The organism is Kaistella haifensis DSM 19056 (assembly GCF_000735695.2).
Lineage (GTDB): Bacteria > Bacteroidota > Bacteroidia > Flavobacteriales > Weeksellaceae > Kaistella > Kaistella haifensis.
In genome coordinates this window covers 58,778-79,920 of sequence record NZ_JASZ02000009.1, presented here as the reverse complement: position 1 = coordinate 79,920, position 21,143 = coordinate 58,778, and the positions used below count along the sequence as shown (strand labels likewise).

The following is a 21,143-nucleotide window of genomic DNA, read 5'->3' as shown; positions in this document are numbered from 1 at the left end:
ATAAAAGCACTTCTTATGTGGATATTTCAGATTTTGTAGAGCTTCATATTATGGAAAAAAGTTCAAAAGAAACTACCGAAGAAACTTTAAAATGGGTTCATATTGCCATTAGCAACGCCAAAAGAAATTTGTTGGGCAATTACCACAAAATAAAAAGAAAGTATCTTCAACTCTATCTCAACGAATTCATCTACAAGCTAAATCGAAGATATTTTGGAGATAGACTCTTTGAAAAGCTTATTATTGCTAACATTACAGGATTATGATTAAAAACGGATAATCAATAAATATTTATCTTTATTTAAAACGATTCGGGAAAAATCTCTTTTTTTATAGCTAATTTTTGAATTTTAATAGAAATCGATCCAAAGTAAATCTAAGAAGTAAATCTGAACTAATTGAAAATTCCGTAATTTCGCTCCTTAATTTCATTGAATGAAACCATTACAACGCATTCTTTCTTTCGCAAAACCTCATCAAAAATATCTTTTCGGGAGTATCTTTTTTAATTTACTGTATTCACTTTTGCAGATTTTTTCCATCGTGACTATGCTTCCGATCCTCAGAATTCTTTTCAAACTCGACAAAGAAGTCGACACATCTTCGCCACCGATTTACAGTGGCAGATTTGCAGATTATTTCGGTTATTTGAAAGATTTGGCTTATTATAAAATCCAGATGAATGTGAATGAATATGGAGCGATTCAGGTTCTCGCAGTTCTTTGTTGCATCACTGCTGTAGCGTTTTTGCTCAGAAATTTGTTCAGATATTTAGGATCTTTTTTATTGGTGAATTACAGAGTTGGAATCACCAAGGATCTTCGTGCTTCGATGTATAATAAATTCCTGAAACTTCCGGTTTCATTTTTTACAGAACAAAGAAAAGGCGATATGATGTCGAGAATTTCCAATGATATCGGTTCCGTTGAAAGTGGAATCATGGGGAGTTTGGTCGATTTGGTCAATGCTCCTTTTATGATTATTTCATCATTAATCACGCTATTTATTCTTTCTCCACAACTTACTTTATTTTCATTGCTGGTGTTCCCGATTATGGGCGGATTAATCTCATGGGTCGGAAAAAGCCTGAAAAGACAAGCACATTCCGCTCAGGCGGAACTTGGAAATCTGTTTTCGTTGGTTGATGAAACTTTAAAATCATCAAAAGTAATTAAGATTTTTAATGCTGATAAAATCCTAAAAAACCGCTTCAATACCACGACCGATAAATGGCAAAAATATGCGATTGGCATGAGCCGCAGACGAGAACTAGCCTCTCCAATGAGCGAATTTCTTGGTTCAGTAACGATTTTAATTATCACATGGTTTGCCGGAACAGAAATCATCAACGGAACCAATAAAGATCCGGTTACCTTTCTAGCATTTATCGGAGTTTTCTTTCAAATTTTAGATCCTGCGAAAAAATTATCCAATGCGATCTCTGCAATTCAAGGCGGAATGGCAAGTTTAGAAAGGGTTGCCGAAGTTTTAGATTATGATTTAAAAGTAGAAGAAATTGCAAATCCTGTCGCAATTTCAACCTTAAAAGATAAAATTGAATTCAAAAACATTGGGTTTTATTATGATAAAGACAATGTCATCCTAAAGAATTTCAATCTCGTTATTCCGAAAGGGAAAACAGTTGCTTTGGTGGGACAATCCGGCTCAGGAAAAACCACAATTGCGAATCTTTTGGCGAGATTTTACGATGTTCCCGAAGGCGAAATTCTGGTCGATGGTGAGAATATCAAAAATTTAAAACTTAAAGATTATCGACATCTTTTGGGAATGGTAACCCAGGAATCCGTGTTATTTAATGATTCTGTATTCAACAATATCCTGATGGGAAAACCGGACGCTACCGAAGAGGAAGTGATGGCTGCCGCGAAAATAGCCAATGCTCATGAGTTTATTGAAGGTCTTCCGGAAAAATATTACACCAATATCGGCGATGATGGAAATAAACTTTCTGGCGGACAAAAACAAAGGGTTTCTATCGCAAGAGCTGTTCTGAAAAATCCACCAATCATGATTTTGGACGAAGCAACATCCGCTTTAGACACAGAAAGCGAAAGATTTGTGCAAGATGCTTTGGAAAAAATGATGGAAAATCGAACTTCGCTGGTTATCGCACACCGACTTTCAACCATTCAGAAAGCGGATTGGATTGTTGTGATGGAACGCGGAAATATCGTAGAACAAGGAACCCACGAGGAACTGATGAACAATAATAACGTCTACAGAAGACTGGTGGAATTGCAGAATTTTGGGTAAAATGAAAATAGCGGAACCATAAACAATAGTCTGTTTACTTTCCAATTTTCTTTTATTTAAGTTTCAAACTTTCAGGATCTTTTCTTACGCTAAAAAAATCTAAAACCAGAATTTCATCTTCCGAGATTGTGTAAAACATTTTCACATTGTTTTTTCCGACCAGCGCAAAATATATCTCATCCGAATATTTTTGATGTTTTACCAAACCACTCGAAATATTTCCCAATTCTTGGTTGATTTCTCTTTTAAGCGTTTCCAATTCCTTTCTCGTCCAACGAAGTGCGAGATAAGTACGGATTTCTTTTAGCGAGAATAAGGCTTGTTCTCGGAATACAATTCGCATAGATGTTGATCAAAATCTTGGTTAAATTGCTCTAAAGAAACGGTATTGGTAGAATCTGCAGTGTTTTTCAAATGCATTAAATGTTCTAAGATTTGATCTTTTTCTTCTTCAACTTTTATAACGCCTTTTATGTTTTGAAGAATTTTTTTCAACAAAGAAACATCAGCTTTTTCCATTTGGATATTTAAACGAATCGTATCCATAACCTTTAATTTTAAACAAAGTTAGCAATTATTTTAAATCCTATATTTAATCAAAATAAAATCAATAATTTAAACTTGGTTAAATTTTTAAATTACCTCATTGAAAAATTTTCAAATTTCATTACTTCCCAATCATCTTCTTAATCGAATTCAACTTCATCAAAGCCTCAATCGGCGTTAAAGTATTGATGTCGATTTTCGTTAATTCTTCCCGAATATTTTCAAGAACCGGATCATCTAATTGAAAGAAAGACAGCTGCATATTTTCATCGGTAATCGCTTTAGCAGAATCTTTAGAACCGCTTCGTGAACGGCTTTTTTCTAAAGTTTTCAACACTTCATTCGCTCGGTTTACTACTTTTGAAGGCATTCCGGCGAGTTTCGCAACATGAATCCCGAAGCTATGCTCACTTCCGCCCGGAAGCAATTTTCTCATGAAAATGATATTCCCTTTATTCTCCTGAATCGAAACATGGAAGTTTTTAATTCTTTCGAAATTCACCGTCATTTCGTTGAGTTCATGGTAATGTGTTGCAAACAACGTTTTCGCCTGAGTCGGATGTTGATGAAGATATTCCGCAATCGCCCACGCAATCGAAACTCCGTCGTACGTTGACGTTCCGCGGCCAATTTCATCCAACAAAATCAAACTTCTATCCGAAATATTATTCAAAATATTCGCGGCTTCATTCATCTCAACCATGAAAGTAGATTCGCCGGCCGAAATATTATCCGTTGCACCAACACGCGTGAAAATCTTATCCAAAACACCTATTTCCGCATATTTTGCAGGAACAAAACTGCCAATCTGAGCCATTAAACAAATAATAGCCGTTTGTCTTAAAATCGCCGATTTACCCGCCATATTGGGTCCGGTCACCATCATGATTTGCTGAGAATCTTTATCTAAAAATAAATCGTTTGGAATATATTTTTCGCCCAATGGAAGAGCGTTTTCAATGATTGGATGACGCGCTTCTTTCAACTCAATCGCAAAAGAATCGTTCAAAATCGGTCTGGTATAACTTTCGGAAACGGCCAGTTCCGAAAAACCAACTCCGCAGTCGAGCTCCGCAATAATTTTTGAATTTTCCTGAATCGCATCGATATAAATCATCACATTTTCGCAGACTTTTCGGTAAAGTTCATTCTCAATTTTCGAGATTTTTTCTTCAGCACCGAGGATTTGTTCTTCGTATTCTTTCAGTTCTTCGGTGATATATCTTTCAGCATTTACCAAGGTTTGCTTCCGAATCCAGTCTGCAGGAACTTTGTCTTTATGTGTATTTCTAACTTCAATAAAATATCCGAAAACACCATTGAAACTTATTTTTAAACTTGAAATTCCCGTTCGTTCGATTTCTCGTTCGCACATTTCGTCGAGGAAATTTTTTCCTTTGTTTTGCAAACCTCGCAATTGATCGAGTTCTTCAGAAATTCCGGTTTTTATCACATTTCCTTTTGCAATATTCACCGGAAGTTCCTCATTCAGGTAATTCTGCAAATACGTGATGAGTTCTTCAAGATTATTCAACGGTTCTATCCAGGCCAAAACTTCCGCAAAAGGATGCAGCAAATTTTTAATCTGATGAATATTGATTAAACTTTGGCGGAGGTAACCTACTTCTTTAGGTGAAATTTTTTCCGAAGCCAGTTTCCCTATCAAACGATCCAAATCTGAAATGGATTTCAGCAGCTGCTGAATTTCATATTTCAAATGATCTTCTTTATTGAAAAACTCAATTAAATTCAGTCTTCTATTGATTTCATCAACTGATTTTAATGGCAAAATAAGCCTTCTTCTGAGCAATCTTCCGCCCATCGGCGTTGCGGTTTTATCGATAATGTCGAGTAAAGATTTACCTTGCGGATGGCTTGGATAAACAATTTCTAGATTTCTTAATGTAAAATGATCCATCATCAGGTAATCATCCTGAGGAATTAACTGGATTTTTGTAATATGCTGTAAGAGAGCATGATGCGTGTCTTCAACCAAATACGCAAAAATAGATCCCGCAGCGATAATTCCGAGTTTCAAACCCTCAATCCCAAAACCTTTCAATGAATTGGTTTTGAAATGATTGGTCAATTTTTCGTACGCATAATTGTACTGAAAAGCCCAATCCTCCAACTTAAATGAGTTTTTGTTTTTAAGTTGCGAAGGGAGCACCGCAGATCTTTGGTAAATGATTTCGCTGGGATCGAAAGTATGAACAATGTGCAAAAGTTTCTCCAAGTTCCCTTCAGAAACCAGAAATTCCCCAGTGGAAACATCGACCAAAGCAAGCCCGTATTTTTCTTTTTCTTTATGAACGGAAAGCAAGAAGTTGTTCTTTTTCGAGGTTAAAACCTGCTCATTGAAAGTAACGCCGGGAGTAACGAGTTCTGTAACACCACGTTTTACGATACCTTTTACAGATTTTGGATCTTCCAGTTGGTCGCAAATCGCAACACGAAGTCCGGCTCTCACGAGTTTTGGTAAATAAGAATCCACGGAATGATGCGGAAAACCGGCAAGTTCGATATGACCTTCCCCGTTGGCTCTTTTGGTAAGAACAATTCCTAAAATTTGAGAAGTTTTGATAGCATCGGTACCAAAAGTTTCGTAGAAATCCCCAACACGAAACAACAAAAGAGCATCGGGATATTTCGCCTTGATGGTGTTGTACTGCGTCATTAAAGGAGTTTCTTTCTTTGCCATAAGTTGCTTTAGGCTTTACGCATCGTGCTTTTAGCCATATTTTTAGTTAATTTTGCCAAAAATACGAAAATGTCATCCACCAAGAAACTGAAACTAGAAGAATTAGGCCGTATCGATGTAGAAACCTTCAAACAAACCGAAAAAATTCCTTTGGTAGTGGTTTTGGACAATGTGAGAAGCATGCATAATGTAGGTGCGGTTTTCCGGACTGCGGATGCATTTATCGTCGAAAGAATTGTGCTCTGCGGAATTACGCCGCAACCGCCTCATCGGGAAATTCACAAAGCGGCATTAGGAGCAACAGAAAGTGTAGATTGGATTTACGAAAAACATATTTCTGATGCTTTACAGAATCTAAAAAACGAAAATTACAAAATCATTGGAATTGAACAAACCTCAACTTCGGTGTTGATGACGGATTACACCATTGATAAATCAGAAAAATACGCTTTAGTTCTCGGAAATGAAGTAGATGGTTTGACCGATGAAGCGCTTCCGATATATGATACATTCTTGGAAATTCCACAATTGGGAACCAAACATTCGCTGAATGTTTCGGTTTGTGGCGGAATTGTGATGTGGGAATTCTTTAAAAACCTAAAAATGTAGCATTTGAGAATTTTCATTTGGTACATTTTTAGATTTTTATTTAAAACAAAACATTATTTCCAACCTCCACCGAGCGCTTGATACAATTCAACTCCGGCTTTCATTTTGGCATATTCTGCATTGGAAATATTGAGTTCGGCGTTCAATGAATTTACGGATGCGTTGATCACTTCCAAATAGTTCGCCATTCCATAATTCACCAATTCCTGAGAATATTCCACCGATTTTTTATACGCCGTAAGTTCTTTTTTCTTGAGATCAATAAATTTATCTTGAGCTTCGTACACTTTCAAAGCATCAGAAACTTCTTTTCCTGCATTGAGAAGGGTTTTCCGGAAATTAAGATATGCTTTTTCTTTATTAGCCAAACTCACTTCGTAGTTGGTGCGAATTTGTCTTTGATTCAAAATAGGTTGCACCAAACCGCCTACAACATTAGCAAAAAGGGAATTGGCACTAAAAAGATGATCAATATCCAAACTTTGAACGCCACCACTTCCGGTGATTCTTAATGTTGGATAAAACTGTGCTTTCGCAGCTTTCGATAATTCAAAAGCGGCCATTAAATCGTATTCCGAAGCCATAACATCGGCTCTGTTTGATAATAAATTGGCTGAAAACCCGAGTTGATATTCCGCTGGCATTTTTTGTTTTGCCAAAGATGATCTTTCAATATTTTGAGAAGGAACACCCATCAAAAGGCTCATCGCATTTTCCAGAAGTGCAATTTGCGTATCGGTATCGATCAACAAAGATTGCGCGTTAAAAACAAGCGCTTCACTTTGTTGTACTGCTACTTCAGACAAGGTTCCGGCTTCTTTCAGCGCTTTGGTGGTTTCTAGATTTTTGTTTCTTAAAGCAATGGTTTCGTTGATGATCCTTTTCTGTTCATCTAATGTTAAAAGTTGATAATAAGCGGTTGCAATGGCGGCAACCAATTCGCTTTTCACGGCTTTATGCGCTGCAACAGTTCCTAAATATTGAGCCAATTGCGCTTTTTCCCGCGCTTTCATTTTACCCCAAATATCGGCTTCCCAAGAAAGATCTCCACTTACATCAAACAAATTATTGTACTGCCGATCACCGGAAAGTTGCCCAAGTTGGGTATTCAAAGATTGGGTTTGAAAAGTATAAGAAGGTCCCACAGAAAGCATTGGTAAATAAGCAGCTTTGCTTTGTTTAAGGTAAGCTTCTGCGGAAACGATATTTTGAAGCGCAATTCGGATATCCAAATTATTTTGTAAACCTTGTTCAATATGTTTCTGAAGAACAGGATCGGTGAAAATTGATTTCCAGGAAATACTTGCAATAGAAGCAGAATCTTTTGGAAGCGCATCCGTTCGGAAAAGGTTTTCGATGATATCTTTCGGCCTTTCGTATTTTTCGCGGGTTGCACAAGATGAAACCACAAAAACGGTCAACAAAATGAAAATGATTTTTATGTTTAGCTGTTTTTTCATTATTAAATATATTATTCCGCGAGGTTGAATTCTTTTTTCTTCAAAGGTTTAATTTTTTCCTGTAACCATTGGAAAATCACATACAATACAGGAATTGCCACCAGACCGAAAAATGTTCCAATTAATAATCCTGCCGCAGCTCCCGTTCCAATGGAACGGTTTCCGGAGGAGCCAATTCCCGAAGCGAAAACCAACGGAAGCATCCCGAAAATAAAGGCAAAAGAAGTCATCAAAATAGGTCTTAACCTTGCTTTTGCAGCGTTAATGGCGGACATTGCTAAGGTTTCGCCATGATTTCTTCGTTGTACCGCAAATTCTACAATCAGAATTGCATTTTTAGCTAAAAGTCCCACCAACATAATGAGTGCTATCTGGAAATAGATATTGTTTTCAAGACCTGCGATACTTTGACCGAAATACGCACCGATTACCCCCAAAGGAAGCGAAATAATTACCGCCAAAGGAAGAAGGAAACTTTCGTACTGTGCAGCAAGAATGAAATATACAAATACCAAACTCAAGATAAAAATAACCGCAGTTTGAGAACCTGAGCTTACTTCCTCTTTGGAAAGTCCAGTGAATTCTACAACGTAATCGGATGGCAATTTCTCGGCTGCAACTTCCTGAACAGCTCTAATCGCATCTCCTGTCGAATATCCAGGATTGTTTGATCCCGAAATCGAAATCGAAGTAAAGAGGTTATATCTTTCCACAGATTTCGGCCCGAAAGTTTTCTCCATTGTTACAAATTGCGAGACTGGAGTCATCTGTCCGGAAGCGGTTTTCACGTAAATACTGTTTAAATCCGCAGGTTCATTTCTAGCATCAGGAAAAGCCTGCACCATCACCCGGAATTGCTTTCCGTATTTGGTAAAATCTGCTGCGTAAACCCCTCCGATATATCCCTGCATCGTACTGAGGATATCCGATACCGAAACTCCGGTTTCTTTAGCTCTTGGAACATCAATCACCATTTCATATTGTGGATAATTGGTGTTAAAAGAGGTTTGTGCAAACTGAATCTCCGGTCTTTGCATCAAAGCACCCAAATAATCTTTTGCAACGGCATCCAGTTGTTTCAAATCTCCTCCTGATTTATCAAGCATCACTGCTGAAAAACCATCACTGGTACCAAATCCCGGAATACTTGGAGGTGAGAAAAACACAATTTTCGCATCAGCATACCGGCTTCCGAGACCAAATAATTTTTTGGTAATGGATTCTACAGATTGGTCCGAATCTTTTGATCTTTCGTCAAATGGTTGAAGTCTTATGAAAGCCTGACCAGCATTAGAACCTGATCCCGACATAAATCCTCGGCTTGCGGTGAAAGTTACGTTAGCAACTCCGGGAATTTTTCGGGCTTCACTTTGCAAATCCTTTAATACATTGTACGTTCTTTCCATCGACGCTCCCGGAGGAAGTGCAACGTCGGTAAAGATAATTCCACGGTCTTCTTTCGGTACAAATCCAGAAGGCATTTTAGAATTCGACCACCAGAAAAACAATCCTCCAATCGCAAAAATCACTAAAGTGATCCATTTATGCCGTAAAAGAAAAACAAAAAGTCTTCCGTATCTGTCAGTTGCTGATTTAAATGCCAGATTGAATTTATAGAAAAATTTATCTTTGAAATTCATCGAAGCGTATTCTTGATGATGGGCATGATTTGGCTTTAAAAATAAAGAACATAAAACCGGACTCAGCGTCAATGCATTCACTGCAGAAATTAAGATTGCGACAATCAAGGTAATTCCAAATTGCTGATAAAAGACTCCTGTAGGTCCCGTAATAAACGTAACCGGAATAAATACCGCCGACATCACTAAAGTAATGGAAATAATAGCTCCCGTAATATCATCCATCGCACTGATGGTTGCTTTCTTAGCATCGGCAATACCATTTTCCATTTTAGCGTGAACAGCTTCTACGACAACGATTGCATCATCCACCACAATTCCGATTGCTAATACCAATGCGAAAAGCGTTAATAAATTTAATGAATATCCGAATAAATTCAAGAAGAAGAATGTTCCAACAATAGAAACAGGAACTGCAATCGCTGGAATCAATGTAGAGCGGAAATCTTGCAAGAAAATATAAACTACGATAAATACAAGTACGAAAGCTTCCAGAAGTGTGTGAACTACTTTTTCAATGGAGGCTTCAAGGAAATCGTTCGTATCGAAATTGATGGTATAACCTACATCTTTAGGTAAAGTTTTTTCATTTTTCTCAAGGAACGATTTAATGTCTTTAATAATATCCTGTGCATTGGAACCCGGAGTTTGGAAGATTCCCATACTCACGGAGCTTCTACCATTGTTTTCACCTTTCGACGTGTAGGATTGCGCATCAAGTTTGATTTCTGCAACATCTTTTAATTTCAAAAACTGTCCATTTCCGAGGGACTTCAAAATAATATCGCCGTAATCTTTTTCTTGGTTAAATTTTCCTTTGTAGGTAATAACATATTCGAAAGAGCTTCCACTGTTTTGCCCCAGCTGCCCTGCAGCAGCCTCACGTGACTGTTCGTTGATGGCCGCGGTTACTTCGCTCGGTTCCAATCCGTAAGCTGCCATTTTTGATGGATCTAGCCAAATTCTCATGGAGAATGTTTTCCCTCCAAAAGCTTGCGCATCACCTACTCCACTGATCCTTTTAATCTCAGGAATTACATTAATATTAAGATAATTTTGAAGCCAAACTTCGTCCAAATCTTTATTTGCAGTATAAAAAGAAAGAAACATCAGTGCGCTGGTTTGTTGTTTCTGTACGATAACTCCGGATCGCGTAACATCCGATGGCAAGAGCGGTGTAGCTCGCTGTACTTTATTCTGTACGTTTACTGCTGCGATATCGGGATTTACTCCCTGTTTGAAAAAAACCTGAATTCTTGCCGATCCGTCATTTCCGGCAGAGGACGAAATATAATCCATTCCTTCAACACCATTGACCTGTTCCTCGATAGGAATTACCACACTATTCATCACTGTCTGCGCACTGGCTCCAGTGTAATTCGCGGAAATACTTACGGTAGGCGGAGCAATATCCGGATACTGGGTTACAGGCAATTGATTGAGTCCCAAAACTCCTAAAATTACAATCAGAATCGATATAACGCTGGATAAAACAGGTCTGTTAATAAACTTTTTTACCATTAGAATATTGGTTTTATGGCGTTCACAATTTCATCAAAATTCACCGGTTTGGGTTTTACTGCGGTTCCCGGTTTCAGCGTAGATACACCTTGCGCTACAATTTTATCTCCTTTGGTAAGACCGCTTTTTACCACCACCAAATTGTTGACACGATCCGTCACTCCAATCAATACATTCTGGGCGGTGTCCTTTTCCACTTTGTACACATAAACTAAACCTTGCTGCTCGAAAGTTGAACTTTCCGGAACAACCAACGCTTGATCATAGTGCTTAGGAAGTTTGATGGTTCCGCTATTTCCGTTGCTCAGTAATTTTGTGGCATTCGGGAAAGAAACCCTAAACTGAATGGTTCCGGTTTGAGAATCAATTTGTCCGGTTACCGCTTGTATTTTTCCTTTTTCCGGATATTTGCTGCCGTTAGCCAATTCCAGTTCTACCATCGGCATATTTCTTAGCTTTTCAGGAACAGTGGCACCTACGGAATCTTCCAGAAAGTCGAGATATTCTTTTTCGTTCATCGAAAAATAAGCAAAAACTTCGCTGGTATCGGAAACTGTAGTTAAAGGAACTTGATCAGTTGGTCCTACCAAACTTCCCACCTTTAGTGGCAATCTTCCGACAACTCCGGAAATAGGAGCACGAATAATGGAATAATTAATATTTTCCTGGACTCCTTTATAATTTGCAGAAGCTTGCGTAACATTGGCTGACGCTTGTTGTTGAGCTGCAACTGCTTGTGAAAGTTGGGCTTGTGCTTTAGCCAAATTCGCTTTTGCGGTTTCCAACTGGACACTGCTGATGATGTTTTTCTGTACCAAAGGAATCAGCTTATTTACTTCCACCTGCGCTGCATTCACATTGGCTTTTGCAGCATTCACATTGGCTTTTGCGGCGCTTACTCCGGATTGTGCAGCTCCAATTCCCGCTCTTGCGGCATCTGCTGATTCGTTCAACATATTCGTTTCCAAACGGAAAAGTGGTTGTCCCTTAGTTACATATTGTCCCTCATCTACCAAAACCTGAGTAATATATCCCTGAATTTTCGCCCGTACATCGTTATTCACGCGGCCTTGAATGGAAGTTGGGAAAGACAGATAACCGGTAACATTTTTCTCCTGAACCTCTACCACAGGAACTTCTTTTGGTCCCTCTGGTTTTTTTTCTTCTTGCTTTTTACAAGAAAAAACCGATAATATAGAGAAAGAAAAAATGACAATCTTATTTTTCATATTTAAATTTTAGGTAAAGTTTCTTCGATGTTTTGAATATTTTTATTTAAAAGCGATTTATAGTTTTCAAATCGTTGGATATGATGTTCTTCTGAGCAATTTCGATAAGCATTGAGTTTGTCCAGTATTGCAACTTCTTTTTTCAATCGGCTGATAATTGTTGTAAACCGAATTTGAATATAATTTTCATTAATGGTAAAGAAGCGTTTCCTTTCATTAAATTTATTAAAATCCAGGATTAAATCCGCATTCAGAAGCAAATTAAGGTTAGAAGAAACCGAACTTTTACTAGCAGAGAAAACTTCAACAAATTCCTCAAAACAAATTCCTTTTTTTTCAAAATCGAAAATTAAGTAAGTATAAATCTTTGCAGAAAGTGGCGGAAGATTTAGGGTTTCCCCATAAAACTTCATCATTTCACAAAATAACTCTTGGTCTATTTTTAGGGTTGAATTCATTATGTTGCAAATATATTAATTCAGTTCAGAACAAACCGAACCAAAAAATTGATTTAACAAAAAATTGGCATTGAAAAGCTTGCAAAATGACCACTTCAGCACAAGAAAGACATAAATTTTATTAATTTTGTTGCATGGATTTACGAGATCAGCTAAAAAACCTATTCCCGGAACATGAAGAGCAATACTTTGAAATACCGGCAGAAAAATTCGTTCAGAAAGAACCTTTGGTATGCAAATTTGAAAAAAAAGGCAGAAACGGAAAGCCCGTGACCTTAATCGAAGGTTTCGAAGGCGGGGACGAGGAATTGAAAATCATCTCAAAAAAAATAAAAACAACTTTGGGAATTGGCGGTTCGGAAAAAGACGGAATCATTGTAATTCAAGGAGATAACCGTGATAAAATCATGAAGATCCTTCAGGAAATGGGCTACAAAACCAAAAGAGTTGGAGGATAATTACTAATAAATTTTAATAGGACAAAAAAACTCCTTACCTTTAAAATCCTTTTTCCGAAAGGATTTTTTTAATTTAAAATATAAAAATATGATTAATAAACTAGCGGCTTCCGAATTGGTGCTTAATCCCGACGGAGGCGTTTATCACCTCAATCTTTTGCCGGAAGATATTGCCGAAAAAATAATATTGGTGGGTGATCCGGACCGTGTACCAAAAGTTTCAAAATATTTCGACAAAATTGAAATTAAAAAGAATAAAAGGGAATTTTATACCCACACCGGAACTTTGCGCGGAGAAAGGATTACAGTAATGTCCACGGGAATCGGAACGGAAAATATTGATATCGTGATGAACGAACTCGATGCGTTGGTGAACATCGATCTTAAAGAAAAAGAATTCAAAAGCGAACACAAAGCACTTCAGCTTTTCCGTTTAGGAACCTGTGGAAGTGTAAACCCACAGGTTGAAGTAGACAATATGCTCGTCACCCAAAATGTGGTGGGATTGGACGGATTGCTTCATTTCTACCAAGATTACCAATTCGAAAACCACTTCTCTAGAAATTTTCTCGAAAAATTCCCTTACGAAAGAATCAAGCCAATGCTTTATTTTTCCGACTGGGCAGAAGATATTTCCGACTATTATAAAGACGCAAAATACCACGGAAATACCGCAACTTTCCCGGGATTTTACGCTCCGCAGGGAAGACAATTGCGATTGAAAGCTTTAGATGATCAATTTTTGGAAACCTTAAACGATTTGGGTGTGACCAATTTCGAAATGGAAACTTCCGCAATTTACGGACTTTCCAAACTATTAGGCCACAAAGCTTTAACCGTAAATTGTGTTATCGCAAACAGGAGACGAGGCGAATTCTCCGCAGACCATCACGCTTCAGAAAAAAACATGATTGAATGGGTTTTGGAGCGGATCATCAAATAAAAAACATCTTGAAAATAAAAATGCGGCTCAACCAAACCGCATTTTTTATTGAGTTCTCACCCAGCAATCCTGAAGGTGATCATTCACCATTCCCGTAGCTTGCATGTGTGCGTAAACTACCGTAGAACCAAGAAATTTAAAACCACGTTTCTATAAATCTTTTGCCAACGCATCAGAAATTTCTGTCGTAGCAGGGACTTCTTTTAATTCTGAAAACTGGTTAACAACTGGTTTTCCACCGACAAAACTCCAGATGTATTCTGAGAACGTCCCAAACTCTTTCTGAACTTCCATAAACCTTGTCGCATTATTAACTGTTGCCAAAATTTTCAGGCGATTCCGAATAATCCCGGAATTTTGCATCAACTCTTCCACTTTTACGTCGTCATACGCTGCAATTTTTCGATAATTATAGCCATCAAAGGCTGTCTTGAAATTTTCACGCCGTTTCAGTATCGTGTACCAGGACAATCCTGCCTGGAAACTTTCGAGCACCAAAAATTCAAAAAATGTTTTGTCATCATAGACGGGCTTTCCCCATTCATTATCATGATAAGATCTGTACAAATCATCCTTTTCGCACCACGCACAACGAATTTTTTCCATGAACCAAAGATAGTTTTTGATCTGCTTACTTCAAAATTATCTGCTTGTCACAAATCAAAATTGGAGATTTAAGAAAAATTTATAGAAAATTTAACATCTATTTAAAAGTTTAGGAACAAATGTTGCAAATTAATATAATATCAAATTAATTTTTCACCAATTGCTAACTAAAAAAAATATTATTATGGACAGACAAGATTTCAACAAAGCAGAAGATGCAGTGAACGACGTAAAATGGACCGTAAACGATTATGCTGATAGAGCAAAAGATTATATCCGCGAGCAAAAAGAAAAAAACGCTGAACCTACCGCTGAAGGTTGGTTAGAAAGAGCGAAAGTAAATGTTTCCGAGGCTTGGGAAGATACTAAAGATGCTGTTTCTGATGCTTGGGAAAAAACAAAAGATTTGGCAGACAATACTTGGGAGAAAACCAAAGATGCTGCTGAGGATGCAAAAGCCGAAGTAAGAAAGGCTACCAATTAACAGAGAAATTTAAACTAAAAAAGAGAAACCTAAAGAAATTTGGGTTTCTTTTTTTATGCTGAAAACAATAAATATTTTAAATTTGTGAAAAATAATAATATTATGTCATACGGATTATTAAAAGGCAAAAAAGGAATTATTTTCGGTGCGCTGAACGATCAGTCGATTGCATGGAAAGTTGCAGAAAAATGCCACGAGGAAGGAGCTGAATTTATCTTATCAAACGCCCCTATCGCAATGAGAATGGGAGAAATAGATGAGTTGGCAAAAAAAACAGGTTCAGATGTTGTTCCGGCAGATGCTACATCAGTGGAAGATTTAGATAAACTTTTTGCACATGCTGAAGAAAAGTTCGGAAAAATCGATTTCATCCTGCACTCCATCGGTATGTCCGTAAACATTAGAAAAGGAAAACCATATACCGACCTAAATTATGATTTCCTTGAAAAAGGCTGGGATGTGTCTTCCGTTTCTTTCCACAAAGTGATGAAAGCTGCTTGGGACAGAGATATCATGAACGAATGGGGATCTATCCTTGCTTTAACTTATATCGCTGCACAACGAACTTTCCCGAATTACGGAGATATGGCCGATAATAAATCGTATCTTGAAAGTATCGCAAGAAGTTTCGGATACTATTGGGGAGAAAGAAAAGTGCGTGTGAACACTATTTCTCAATCTCCTGTAATGACTAAAGCAGGTGCCGGGGTGAAAGGAATCAGCGGATTCTTCAATTTCGCAGACAGCATGTCTCCACTGGGAAATGCCGATGCCTCGGATTGTGCAAACTATTGTGTAAGTCTTTTCTCGGATCTTACCAGAAAAGTAACGATGCAGAACCTTTTCCACGATGGAGGGTTTAGCAGCACTGGAGTTTCACAGAAAATCGTTGATAAATTTGAAGATTTATAATAGAAACAATTGATCAAATGAAAATCCGCCCCTTTTTGGAGCGGATTTTTTTATTTAAAATTTTCTATTTTTACAACTGATTGATCTCATTTACAAACAATTGCGTGATTTCATCCGTAGTTGCCCAAGAAGTGATAATTCGTATCGCTGAATGTTTTTCATCAATTTTTTTCCAAACGTAAAAATCGAATTTATCCGCCAATTTTTCAATTTGTTTTTGTGATAAAATGGGAAAAATCTGATTGGTGAAAGTTTCTGTTAAAAATGTACATCCTTTATCTTCAAATGCTTTTTTAATTTTCATCGCTTTTTCATTGGCATTTCTTGCCAAATCAAAGTACAAATCGTCTATCAACAATTCCTGAAACTGAATGCCGAGAAGTCTTCCTTTTGCGAGAAGCGCTCCCTTTTGCTTTAAATGAAATTCAAAATCCGGCTGCAGATCTTCATTACAAATCACAATAGCTTCTCCCAACAAAGCTCCGTTTTTGGTTCCACCGAGATAAAAAGCATCGCAATATTTCGAAAGATCTTCCATAACCAAATCGTTGGTTTCCGCCGTCAAAGCATGTCCCAATCTCGCACCATCCATGAAAAGATAAAGTTGATAACTTTTGCAAAAAGCAGACAAGTCTGCCAGTTCCTGTTTGGAATAAATTGTTCCAACCTCGGTAGAATTCGAGATATACACCAATTTTGGTTTCACCTGATGCGGAATATTGGTATGAAGATCCAAAACTTGCTGCAGATGTTCGGGTGTCAGTTTTCCATTTTCCGTTGCAATTCCGTGTACTTTGTGTCCGGTTGCTTCTATAGCCCCGGTTTCATTGGTGAATATATGACCAGTTTCTGCAGCGATTACGCTTTCATAAGGTCTTAAAAAAGCAGAAATAACAATTAGATTCGCCTGAGTTCCACCAGAAACCAAATGCACTTCCGCTTTTTGATCATTGATTTTATTTCGAATAAGTTGCGCCGCATTTTTCGAGTAATCATCGAGCCCGTAACCACTTTGTTGTTCGAAATTCAGTTGAGTAAGAGCTTCTAATATACTAGGGTGGCAACCTTCTGAATAATCATTTTTAAAGGAAATTTTCATGGTAAAAAGTATTGTAATAAGAGAATCCTAGATTCCGGCTGGTTAAAATTAGAAAAAAAGGTGATTAAACCCTCAAAAAAGGGTGATTTAACCCCAAATTTTATTCAATTTTTATATCATCTTTGTCATGTAAAAGCAAAGAAAAAAAAGAAAACTAATAACCATTTTAAAAATTAAACCAGACTAAACGACCACATTTTCTTTTGAAGTTTTCCCACAGATTAAAATACAATGTGATCTTTATGAGGTTTAATAAACGCACAATTCCCCTTGTGCGTTTTTTTTGTCAATTTATTATTGTTAGATTTGTGTCTCAAGCAATCTAACTTAATGATTTCCCTTAGCGAAGAAAATTACCTAAAAGCCATTTTTCACTTAATGAATACTGATAATACAGTAACCATCAACGAATTGAGCAAGGTTCTGAGCGTGAAAATGCCGAGCGTAAATAACATGATGAAGAAATTCGCTGAAAAAGGTTGGGTGATTTACGAAAGTTATAAACCTTTGAAAATTACAGTTGCTGGAAAAAAACAAGCTGCTTTGGTTGTTCGAAAACATCGTTTAACGGAAATGTTTCTGGTCGAAAAAATGAATTTCGGTTGGGAAAATGTGCATGAAATCGCTGAACAACTGGAGCATATTCATTCCGAAACTTTTTTCGATAAAATGGATGAACTCCTCAATTATCCTAAATATGATCCACATGGTGAACCCATTCCCGATAAAGAAGGAAACATCATTGCCCAAGATCTAAAAAAACTAAGCAACTGCAAAGTGGGAGAATCTGTCGTGTTCACCGCTGTTACGATTACCGATGAAGATTTTTTAAACTTCTTAAATAAAAACAAATTGGTTTTAGGAAAAGAAATCAAAGTCTTAAACATTGAAAAATTCGACAAATCAATGCTTGTTAAAATTCAAGAGGAAGAAATCGTACTAAGCAATATTGTTTGCGACAAAATATTGGTGAAACAATAATTTCACCTTCAAGAGTTTTTGGAACATTGCCACAATTGCCCTAACTTTGTAACATTCACAAAAAAATCAATAAAAATTAAAAATATGTCAAAAGCACTTTCGCAAGTTCCTTTCGCAGTGAACGAACCGGTAAGAACCTACGAACCAGGATCTGCCGAAGTGAAATCCTTAATAGCAACCTACAAAAAAATGTGGGCAGAAAAGGTAGAAATCCCAATGATCATCAATGGGAAAGAGGTGAAATCTGATGAAAAAATCGCGATTAGTTCTCCTCAGGATCACCAGCACGACCTCGGTTTCTACTACAAAGGAAATATGCAACATGTGGATGAAGCCATCAACACCGCTCTTGCAGCGAAAGAAAAATGGAATAACCTTGCTTGGGAGCAACGTGCATCTATTTTCCTGAAAGCGGCCGATTTAATCGCTGGTCCTTACCGCGATCAGCTCAATGCTGCGACGATGATCGGACAAAGTAAAAACGTTCACCAAGCTGAAATTGATGCGGCTTGTGAATTCATCGATTTCTTGCGTTATAATGTAGAATTTATGACGGAAATTTATTCTGAGCAGCCGGTTTCTGATACCGGAGTTTGGAATCGCTCCGAATATCGTCCTTTGGAAGGTTTTTGTTTTGCGGTAACTCCTTTTAACTTTACTGCAATTGCCGGAAACTTGCCAACGTGTATGGCAATGATGGGAAATGTGGTGGTGTGGAAACCTTCTGATAAGCAAGTTCTTTCAGCTAAAATCATCATGGATATTCTTACCGAAGCTGGATTACCTGCCGGGGTGATCAATATGGTTTTCACAGATGGTAAAGAAACTGCTGAGAAAGTTTTGGCTCACCGCGATTTCGCAGGATTGCATTTTACTGGTTCAACAAAAGTATTCCAAGGAATGTGGAAAATGATTGGCGACAACATTCACCAATACAGAACATATCCAAGAATTGTAGGAGAAACCGGCGGCAAAGACTTCGTCATGGTGCATCCATCTGCAAATGTAGATGCGGTTGCTACAGGATTGGTACGTGGAGCTTTTGAATATCAGGGACAGAAATGTTCTGCTGCATCTCGAGCTTATATTCCGAAATCTCTTTGGGATGATGTAAAAAATGCGATGGAAGCTCAATTGAAAACCGTGAAAATGGGAAGTCCAGAAGATCCTTCTAATTTTATCAATGCGGTAATCGACAAAAATTCTTTTGAGAAATGCAAAGGATATATTGAAAGAGCTGAAAAATCTGCAGAAGCTCAGGTAATTTTCGGTGGAAAATGTGACGATTCTAAAGGATGGTTTGTTCAGCCAACTGTAATCGAAACCACCAACCCTAAATATGAGTCGGTGACCGAGGAAATCTTCGGACCAATTCTTTCTGTGTTTGTATACGAAGATCAAGATTGGAAAGAAACTTTGAAATTGGTTGATGAAACGTCTCCATATGCACTTACAGGATCGATTTTCGCACAGGATCGTTATGCAATCGACGAGGCTTACAAAGCGTTAGAAAATGCTGCCGGAAACTTCTATATCAACGATAAACCTACCGGCGCAGTGGTTGGTCAGCAACCTTTTGGTGGGGCTAGAGCTTCGGGAACCAATGATAAAGCAGGATCTAAAATGAATCTCTTAAGATGGGTTTCTGTAAGAAGCATTAAAGAAACCTTTGTTTCTCCGAAAGATTACAAATATCCTTATTTAGGCTAATTGTGACACTTAACAAATTGAAACTCTGTCTTTATGGCAGAGTTTTTTTTATTGAAAATCTTATTAAGGAAAAAAAGAAAGGCTCTTTTTCCAGGAATGTGTACCCAACTGCATTTAACCGACTCACTCAGGATTTTAACAAAAAATTATATTTTTTAATAAATAGATGGCACGCTTTTTACAATTAGATAATTATCAAATTATTTTTTCAAAAAAATCACTTAAAACTTAAAATTATGAGCACTAAAAGAAACGGATTACTTGCACTGTTAGGACTAGGAGCATTAGCTTTTTGGAAGTACAAAAATTCTACCCCAGAAGAAAAACAAGCTGTTAAAGACAAATTCAACACAGCAAAAGACAACTTGAACAAATTTGGAACCGATTTGAAATCAAAAGCAAACGAGGTAGCTTCACAAGTTCAAAATAAAGTAGATGAAGCGAAAACTTCAGCACAAAATTCTGCAAACCAGAACTAAACATCGTTTTCATATATACAAAACCGCGATATGCTTTTTGCATATCGCGGTTTTATTTTAAACAATTCCGAAAAATTCCGGATTTATTTTGTTATCTTAATAAGGCATTGAAAGTGTCTCCTTGTCGGATATCTCCTGTGTTATAGCCTTTCATAAACCATTCTTTCCTTTGTGCGGAACTCCCGTGGGTAAATCCTTCCTGATTGATGTATCCTTGCGAACGTTTCTGAATATTGTCATCACCAACCGCCTCAGCTGCTGACATCGCTGACTCGATATCGCCTGGTTCTAAAATCTTTTCACGATTATCGGTTTGCTTTGCCCAAACTCCGGCATAGAAATCTGCCTGTAATTCAGTTGCTACGGAAACTCTGTTCATTTCGGCTTCTGAATATCTTCCGCTAGATCTTAACTGATTTACTTTCTGCGTAGTTCCGAGCAAGGTTTGTACATGGTGTCCAATTTCATGAGCCATCACGTAAGCAATTGAAAATTCCGTTACCTGAGCACCGAATCTTTGTTGCAATTCTTGGAAGAAACTCATATCCATATAAACTGTTTGATCTGCCGGACAATAAAACGGCCCCATCGCTGCTTGTGCCGCTCCACAACCGGATTGAGTGGCGTTTTCAAACAAAACTACTTTAGGTGCGCGATATTGCATCCCATTTTCTTGGAAAATTTTGCCCCAGGTTCGTTCATTTTCAAAAGTAACCATTTGTACAAATTCTCTCACTTTCAACTCATCCGGAGTCAAATCTCTTTGCTCGGTTTGTTGCGTAGAACTACTCATTCCGGAAGAGAGAATCGCTGAAGGATCACCTCCAAGGAAAAAGATAATTGCCGCAATAATCAGCGTTCCTAAGCCGCCTCCAACAAGCATTCCGCCTCCTCCACCAGAACCTCTGCGGTCATCTACATTATCACTTCTATTGTTTGTCCATTTCATAATGAATATCGTTTAAATAAAATTTGAAATTAAAGATATTAAAAATTATTGATTGAGCTTATTTCGCTTTAACCAATTACTTGT

General features: G+C 37.6%; 19 protein-coding genes and 1 pseudogene. 10 read left to right on the top strand and 10 right to left on the bottom strand.

Annotated features, from left to right (window positions below):
- Both AP75_RS05975 and AP75_RS05970 read left to right on the top strand, forming a co-directional pair.
- Positions 1–266, top strand: a 266-nt coding sequence (locus tag AP75_RS05975) for a transposase (protein ID WP_143755826.1), incomplete at its 5' end; no start/stop codon positions are given.
- Positions 267–435: 169 nt separating this feature from the next.
- Positions 436–2,274 (top strand): ABC transporter ATP-binding protein, encoded by a 1,839-nt coding sequence (locus tag AP75_RS05970; protein WP_031504655.1) that lies wholly within the window; start codon positions 436–438, stop codon positions 2,272–2,274.
- Between the two features lie 52 nt (positions 2,275–2,326).
- On the opposite strand, the gene AP75_RS05965 is transcribed toward AP75_RS05970, so the two are convergent.
- The 3 genes from AP75_RS05965 to mutS all read right to left on the bottom strand — a co-directional run bounded on the left by AP75_RS05965 (position 2,327) and on the right by mutS (position 5,521).
- On the bottom strand, positions 2,327–2,617 hold the full coding sequence (locus tag AP75_RS05965; RefSeq protein WP_143755824.1) for a type II toxin-antitoxin system RelE/ParE family toxin: 291 nt from the start codon (positions 2,615–2,617) through the stop codon (positions 2,327–2,329).
- Positions 2,578–2,820, bottom strand: coding sequence for a hypothetical protein (locus AP75_RS05960; RefSeq protein WP_088263850.1), 243 nt, complete (start codon positions 2,818–2,820; stop codon positions 2,578–2,580). Before AP75_RS05960 ends, AP75_RS05965 begins: the two co-directional genes overlap by 40 nt.
- Before the next feature lie 121 nt (positions 2,821–2,941).
- Positions 2,942–5,521, bottom strand: a complete 2,580-nt coding sequence (gene mutS / locus AP75_RS05955) for a DNA mismatch repair protein MutS (protein WP_088263848.1) — start codon at positions 5,519–5,521, stop codon at positions 2,942–2,944.
- Positions 5,522–5,590: 69 nt separating this feature from the next.
- On the opposite strand from mutS, the gene AP75_RS05950 reads away from it, so the two are divergent.
- Positions 5,591–6,130: an RNA methyltransferase gene (locus AP75_RS05950; protein ID WP_031503379.1), complete on the top strand. Its 540-nt coding sequence runs from the start codon at positions 5,591–5,593 to the stop codon at positions 6,128–6,130.
- Positions 6,131–6,183: 53 nt separating this feature from the next.
- Here the strand turns inward: AP75_RS05950 and AP75_RS05945 are convergent, their stop codons facing one another.
- From AP75_RS05945 to AP75_RS05930, 4 genes are read right to left on the bottom strand one after another with little or no spacing between them, the layout of a single operon-like run.
- The gene (locus tag AP75_RS05945; protein WP_031503377.1) at positions 6,184–7,590 is read right to left on the bottom strand and encodes an efflux transporter outer membrane subunit; all 1,407 of its coding nucleotides are present in this window, start codon (positions 7,588–7,590) and stop codon (positions 6,184–6,186) included.
- 11 nt (positions 7,591–7,601) lie between these two features.
- Entirely contained in the window at positions 7,602–10,751 is a 3,150-nt protein-coding gene (locus tag AP75_RS05940) for an efflux RND transporter permease subunit (protein ID WP_088263846.1), read from the bottom strand.
- Entirely contained in the window at positions 10,751–11,980 is a 1,230-nt protein-coding gene (locus AP75_RS05935; protein WP_088263844.1) for an efflux RND transporter periplasmic adaptor subunit, read from the bottom strand. Before AP75_RS05935 ends, AP75_RS05940 begins: the two co-directional genes overlap by 1 nt.
- A 2-nt stretch (positions 11,981–11,982) precedes the next feature.
- Positions 11,983–12,438 (bottom strand): transcriptional regulator, encoded by a 456-nt coding sequence (locus tag AP75_RS05930; RefSeq protein ID WP_088263842.1) that lies wholly within the window; start codon positions 12,436–12,438, stop codon positions 11,983–11,985.
- Between the two features lie 134 nt (positions 12,439–12,572).
- Here AP75_RS05930 and AP75_RS05925 point away from each other — a divergent pair, with 134 nt between their 5' ends.
- Positions 12,573–12,896: a translation initiation factor gene (locus AP75_RS05925; RefSeq protein WP_088263840.1), complete on the top strand. Its 324-nt coding sequence runs from the start codon at positions 12,573–12,575 to the stop codon at positions 12,894–12,896.
- 88 nt (positions 12,897–12,984) lie between these two features.
- On the top strand, positions 12,985–13,839 hold the full coding sequence (locus AP75_RS05920; protein WP_031502990.1) for a nucleoside phosphorylase: 855 nt from the start codon (positions 12,985–12,987) through the stop codon (positions 13,837–13,839).
- A 45-nt stretch (positions 13,840–13,884) separates the two neighbouring features.
- Here the strand turns inward: AP75_RS05920 and AP75_RS05915 are convergent.
- Positions 13,885–14,445, bottom strand: a pseudogene (locus AP75_RS05915) (DNA-3-methyladenine glycosylase I).
- Between the two features lie 184 nt (positions 14,446–14,629).
- On the opposite strand from AP75_RS05915, the gene AP75_RS05910 reads away from it, so the two are divergent.
- Entirely contained in the window at positions 14,630–14,929 is a 300-nt protein-coding gene (locus AP75_RS05910) for a hypothetical protein (protein WP_031502988.1), read from the top strand.
- A 102-nt stretch (positions 14,930–15,031) separates the two neighbouring features.
- Positions 15,032–15,841 (top strand): enoyl-ACP reductase FabI, encoded by an 810-nt coding sequence (locus AP75_RS05905; protein WP_031501880.1) that lies wholly within the window; start codon positions 15,032–15,034, stop codon positions 15,839–15,841.
- A 70-nt stretch (positions 15,842–15,911) separates the two neighbouring features.
- Here AP75_RS05905 and AP75_RS05900 read toward each other — a convergent pair whose 3' ends face one another.
- On the bottom strand, positions 15,912–16,940 hold the full coding sequence (locus AP75_RS05900) for a threonine aldolase family protein (RefSeq protein WP_031501881.1): 1,029 nt from the start codon (positions 16,938–16,940) through the stop codon (positions 15,912–15,914).
- A 330-nt stretch (positions 16,941–17,270) separates the two neighbouring features.
- Here AP75_RS05900 and AP75_RS05895 point away from each other — a divergent pair, with 330 nt between their 5' ends.
- From AP75_RS05895 to AP75_RS05885, 3 genes are all read left to right on the top strand, one after another.
- Complete coding sequence (locus AP75_RS05895; protein ID WP_031501882.1) at positions 17,271–17,921, top strand: metal-dependent transcriptional regulator; 651 nt, start codon at positions 17,271–17,273, stop codon at positions 17,919–17,921.
- Between the two features lie 84 nt (positions 17,922–18,005).
- Positions 18,006–19,631, top strand: coding sequence for an L-glutamate gamma-semialdehyde dehydrogenase (gene pruA / locus AP75_RS05890; RefSeq protein WP_088263838.1), 1,626 nt, complete (start codon positions 18,006–18,008; stop codon positions 19,629–19,631).
- Between the two features lie 236 nt (positions 19,632–19,867).
- Entirely contained in the window at positions 19,868–20,110 is a 243-nt protein-coding gene (locus tag AP75_RS05885; protein ID WP_031501976.1) for a YtxH domain-containing protein, read from the top strand.
- A 91-nt stretch (positions 20,111–20,201) separates the two neighbouring features.
- Here AP75_RS05885 and ypfJ read toward each other — a convergent pair whose 3' ends face one another.
- The gene (ypfJ, locus tag AP75_RS05880) at positions 20,202–21,059 is read right to left on the bottom strand and encodes a KPN_02809 family neutral zinc metallopeptidase (protein ID WP_031501975.1); all 858 of its coding nucleotides are present in this window, start codon (positions 21,057–21,059) and stop codon (positions 20,202–20,204) included.
- Between the last annotated feature and the right edge of the window lie 84 nt (positions 21,060–21,143).

Excerpts from the sequence above, each read along its gene's own strand:
- AP75_RS05970 (WP_031504655.1), top strand. The coding sequence starts at position 436 with ATGAAACCATTACAACGCATTCTTTCTTTCGCAAAACCTCATCAAAAA.
- AP75_RS05965 (WP_143755824.1), bottom strand. The coding sequence starts at position 2,617 with ATGCGAATTGTATTCCGAGAACAAGCCTTATTCTCGCTAAAAGAAATC.
- AP75_RS05960 (WP_088263850.1), bottom strand. The coding sequence starts at position 2,820 with ATGGATACGATTCGTTTAAATATCCAAATGGAAAAAGCTGATGTTTCT.
- mutS (WP_088263848.1), bottom strand. The coding sequence starts at position 5,521 with ATGGCAAAGAAAGAAACTCCTTTAATGACGCAGTACAACACCATCAAG.
- AP75_RS05950 (WP_031503379.1), top strand. The coding sequence starts at position 5,591 with ATGTCATCCACCAAGAAACTGAAACTAGAAGAATTAGGCCGTATCGAT.
- AP75_RS05945 (WP_031503377.1), bottom strand. The coding sequence starts at position 7,590 with ATGAAAAAACAGCTAAACATAAAAATCATTTTCATTTTGTTGACCGTT.
- AP75_RS05940 (WP_088263846.1), bottom strand. The coding sequence starts at position 10,751 with ATGGTAAAAAAGTTTATTAACAGACCTGTTTTATCCAGCGTTATATCG.
- AP75_RS05935 (WP_088263844.1), bottom strand. The coding sequence starts at position 11,980 with ATGAAAAATAAGATTGTCATTTTTTCTTTCTCTATATTATCGGTTTTT.
- AP75_RS05930 (WP_088263842.1), bottom strand. The coding sequence starts at position 12,438 with ATGAATTCAACCCTAAAAATAGACCAAGAGTTATTTTGTGAAATGATG.
- AP75_RS05925 (WP_088263840.1), top strand. The coding sequence starts at position 12,573 with ATGGATTTACGAGATCAGCTAAAAAACCTATTCCCGGAACATGAAGAG.
- AP75_RS05920 (WP_031502990.1), top strand. The coding sequence starts at position 12,985 with ATGATTAATAAACTAGCGGCTTCCGAATTGGTGCTTAATCCCGACGGA.
- AP75_RS05910 (WP_031502988.1), top strand. The coding sequence starts at position 14,630 with ATGGACAGACAAGATTTCAACAAAGCAGAAGATGCAGTGAACGACGTA.
- AP75_RS05905 (WP_031501880.1), top strand. The coding sequence starts at position 15,032 with ATGTCATACGGATTATTAAAAGGCAAAAAAGGAATTATTTTCGGTGCG.
- AP75_RS05900 (WP_031501881.1), bottom strand. The coding sequence starts at position 16,940 with ATGAAAATTTCCTTTAAAAATGATTATTCAGAAGGTTGCCACCCTAGT.
- AP75_RS05895 (WP_031501882.1), top strand. The coding sequence starts at position 17,271 with ATGATTTCCCTTAGCGAAGAAAATTACCTAAAAGCCATTTTTCACTTA.
- pruA (WP_088263838.1), top strand. The coding sequence starts at position 18,006 with ATGTCAAAAGCACTTTCGCAAGTTCCTTTCGCAGTGAACGAACCGGTA.
- AP75_RS05885 (WP_031501976.1), top strand. The coding sequence starts at position 19,868 with ATGAGCACTAAAAGAAACGGATTACTTGCACTGTTAGGACTAGGAGCA.
- ypfJ (WP_031501975.1), bottom strand. The coding sequence starts at position 21,059 with ATGAAATGGACAAACAATAGAAGTGATAATGTAGATGACCGCAGAGGT.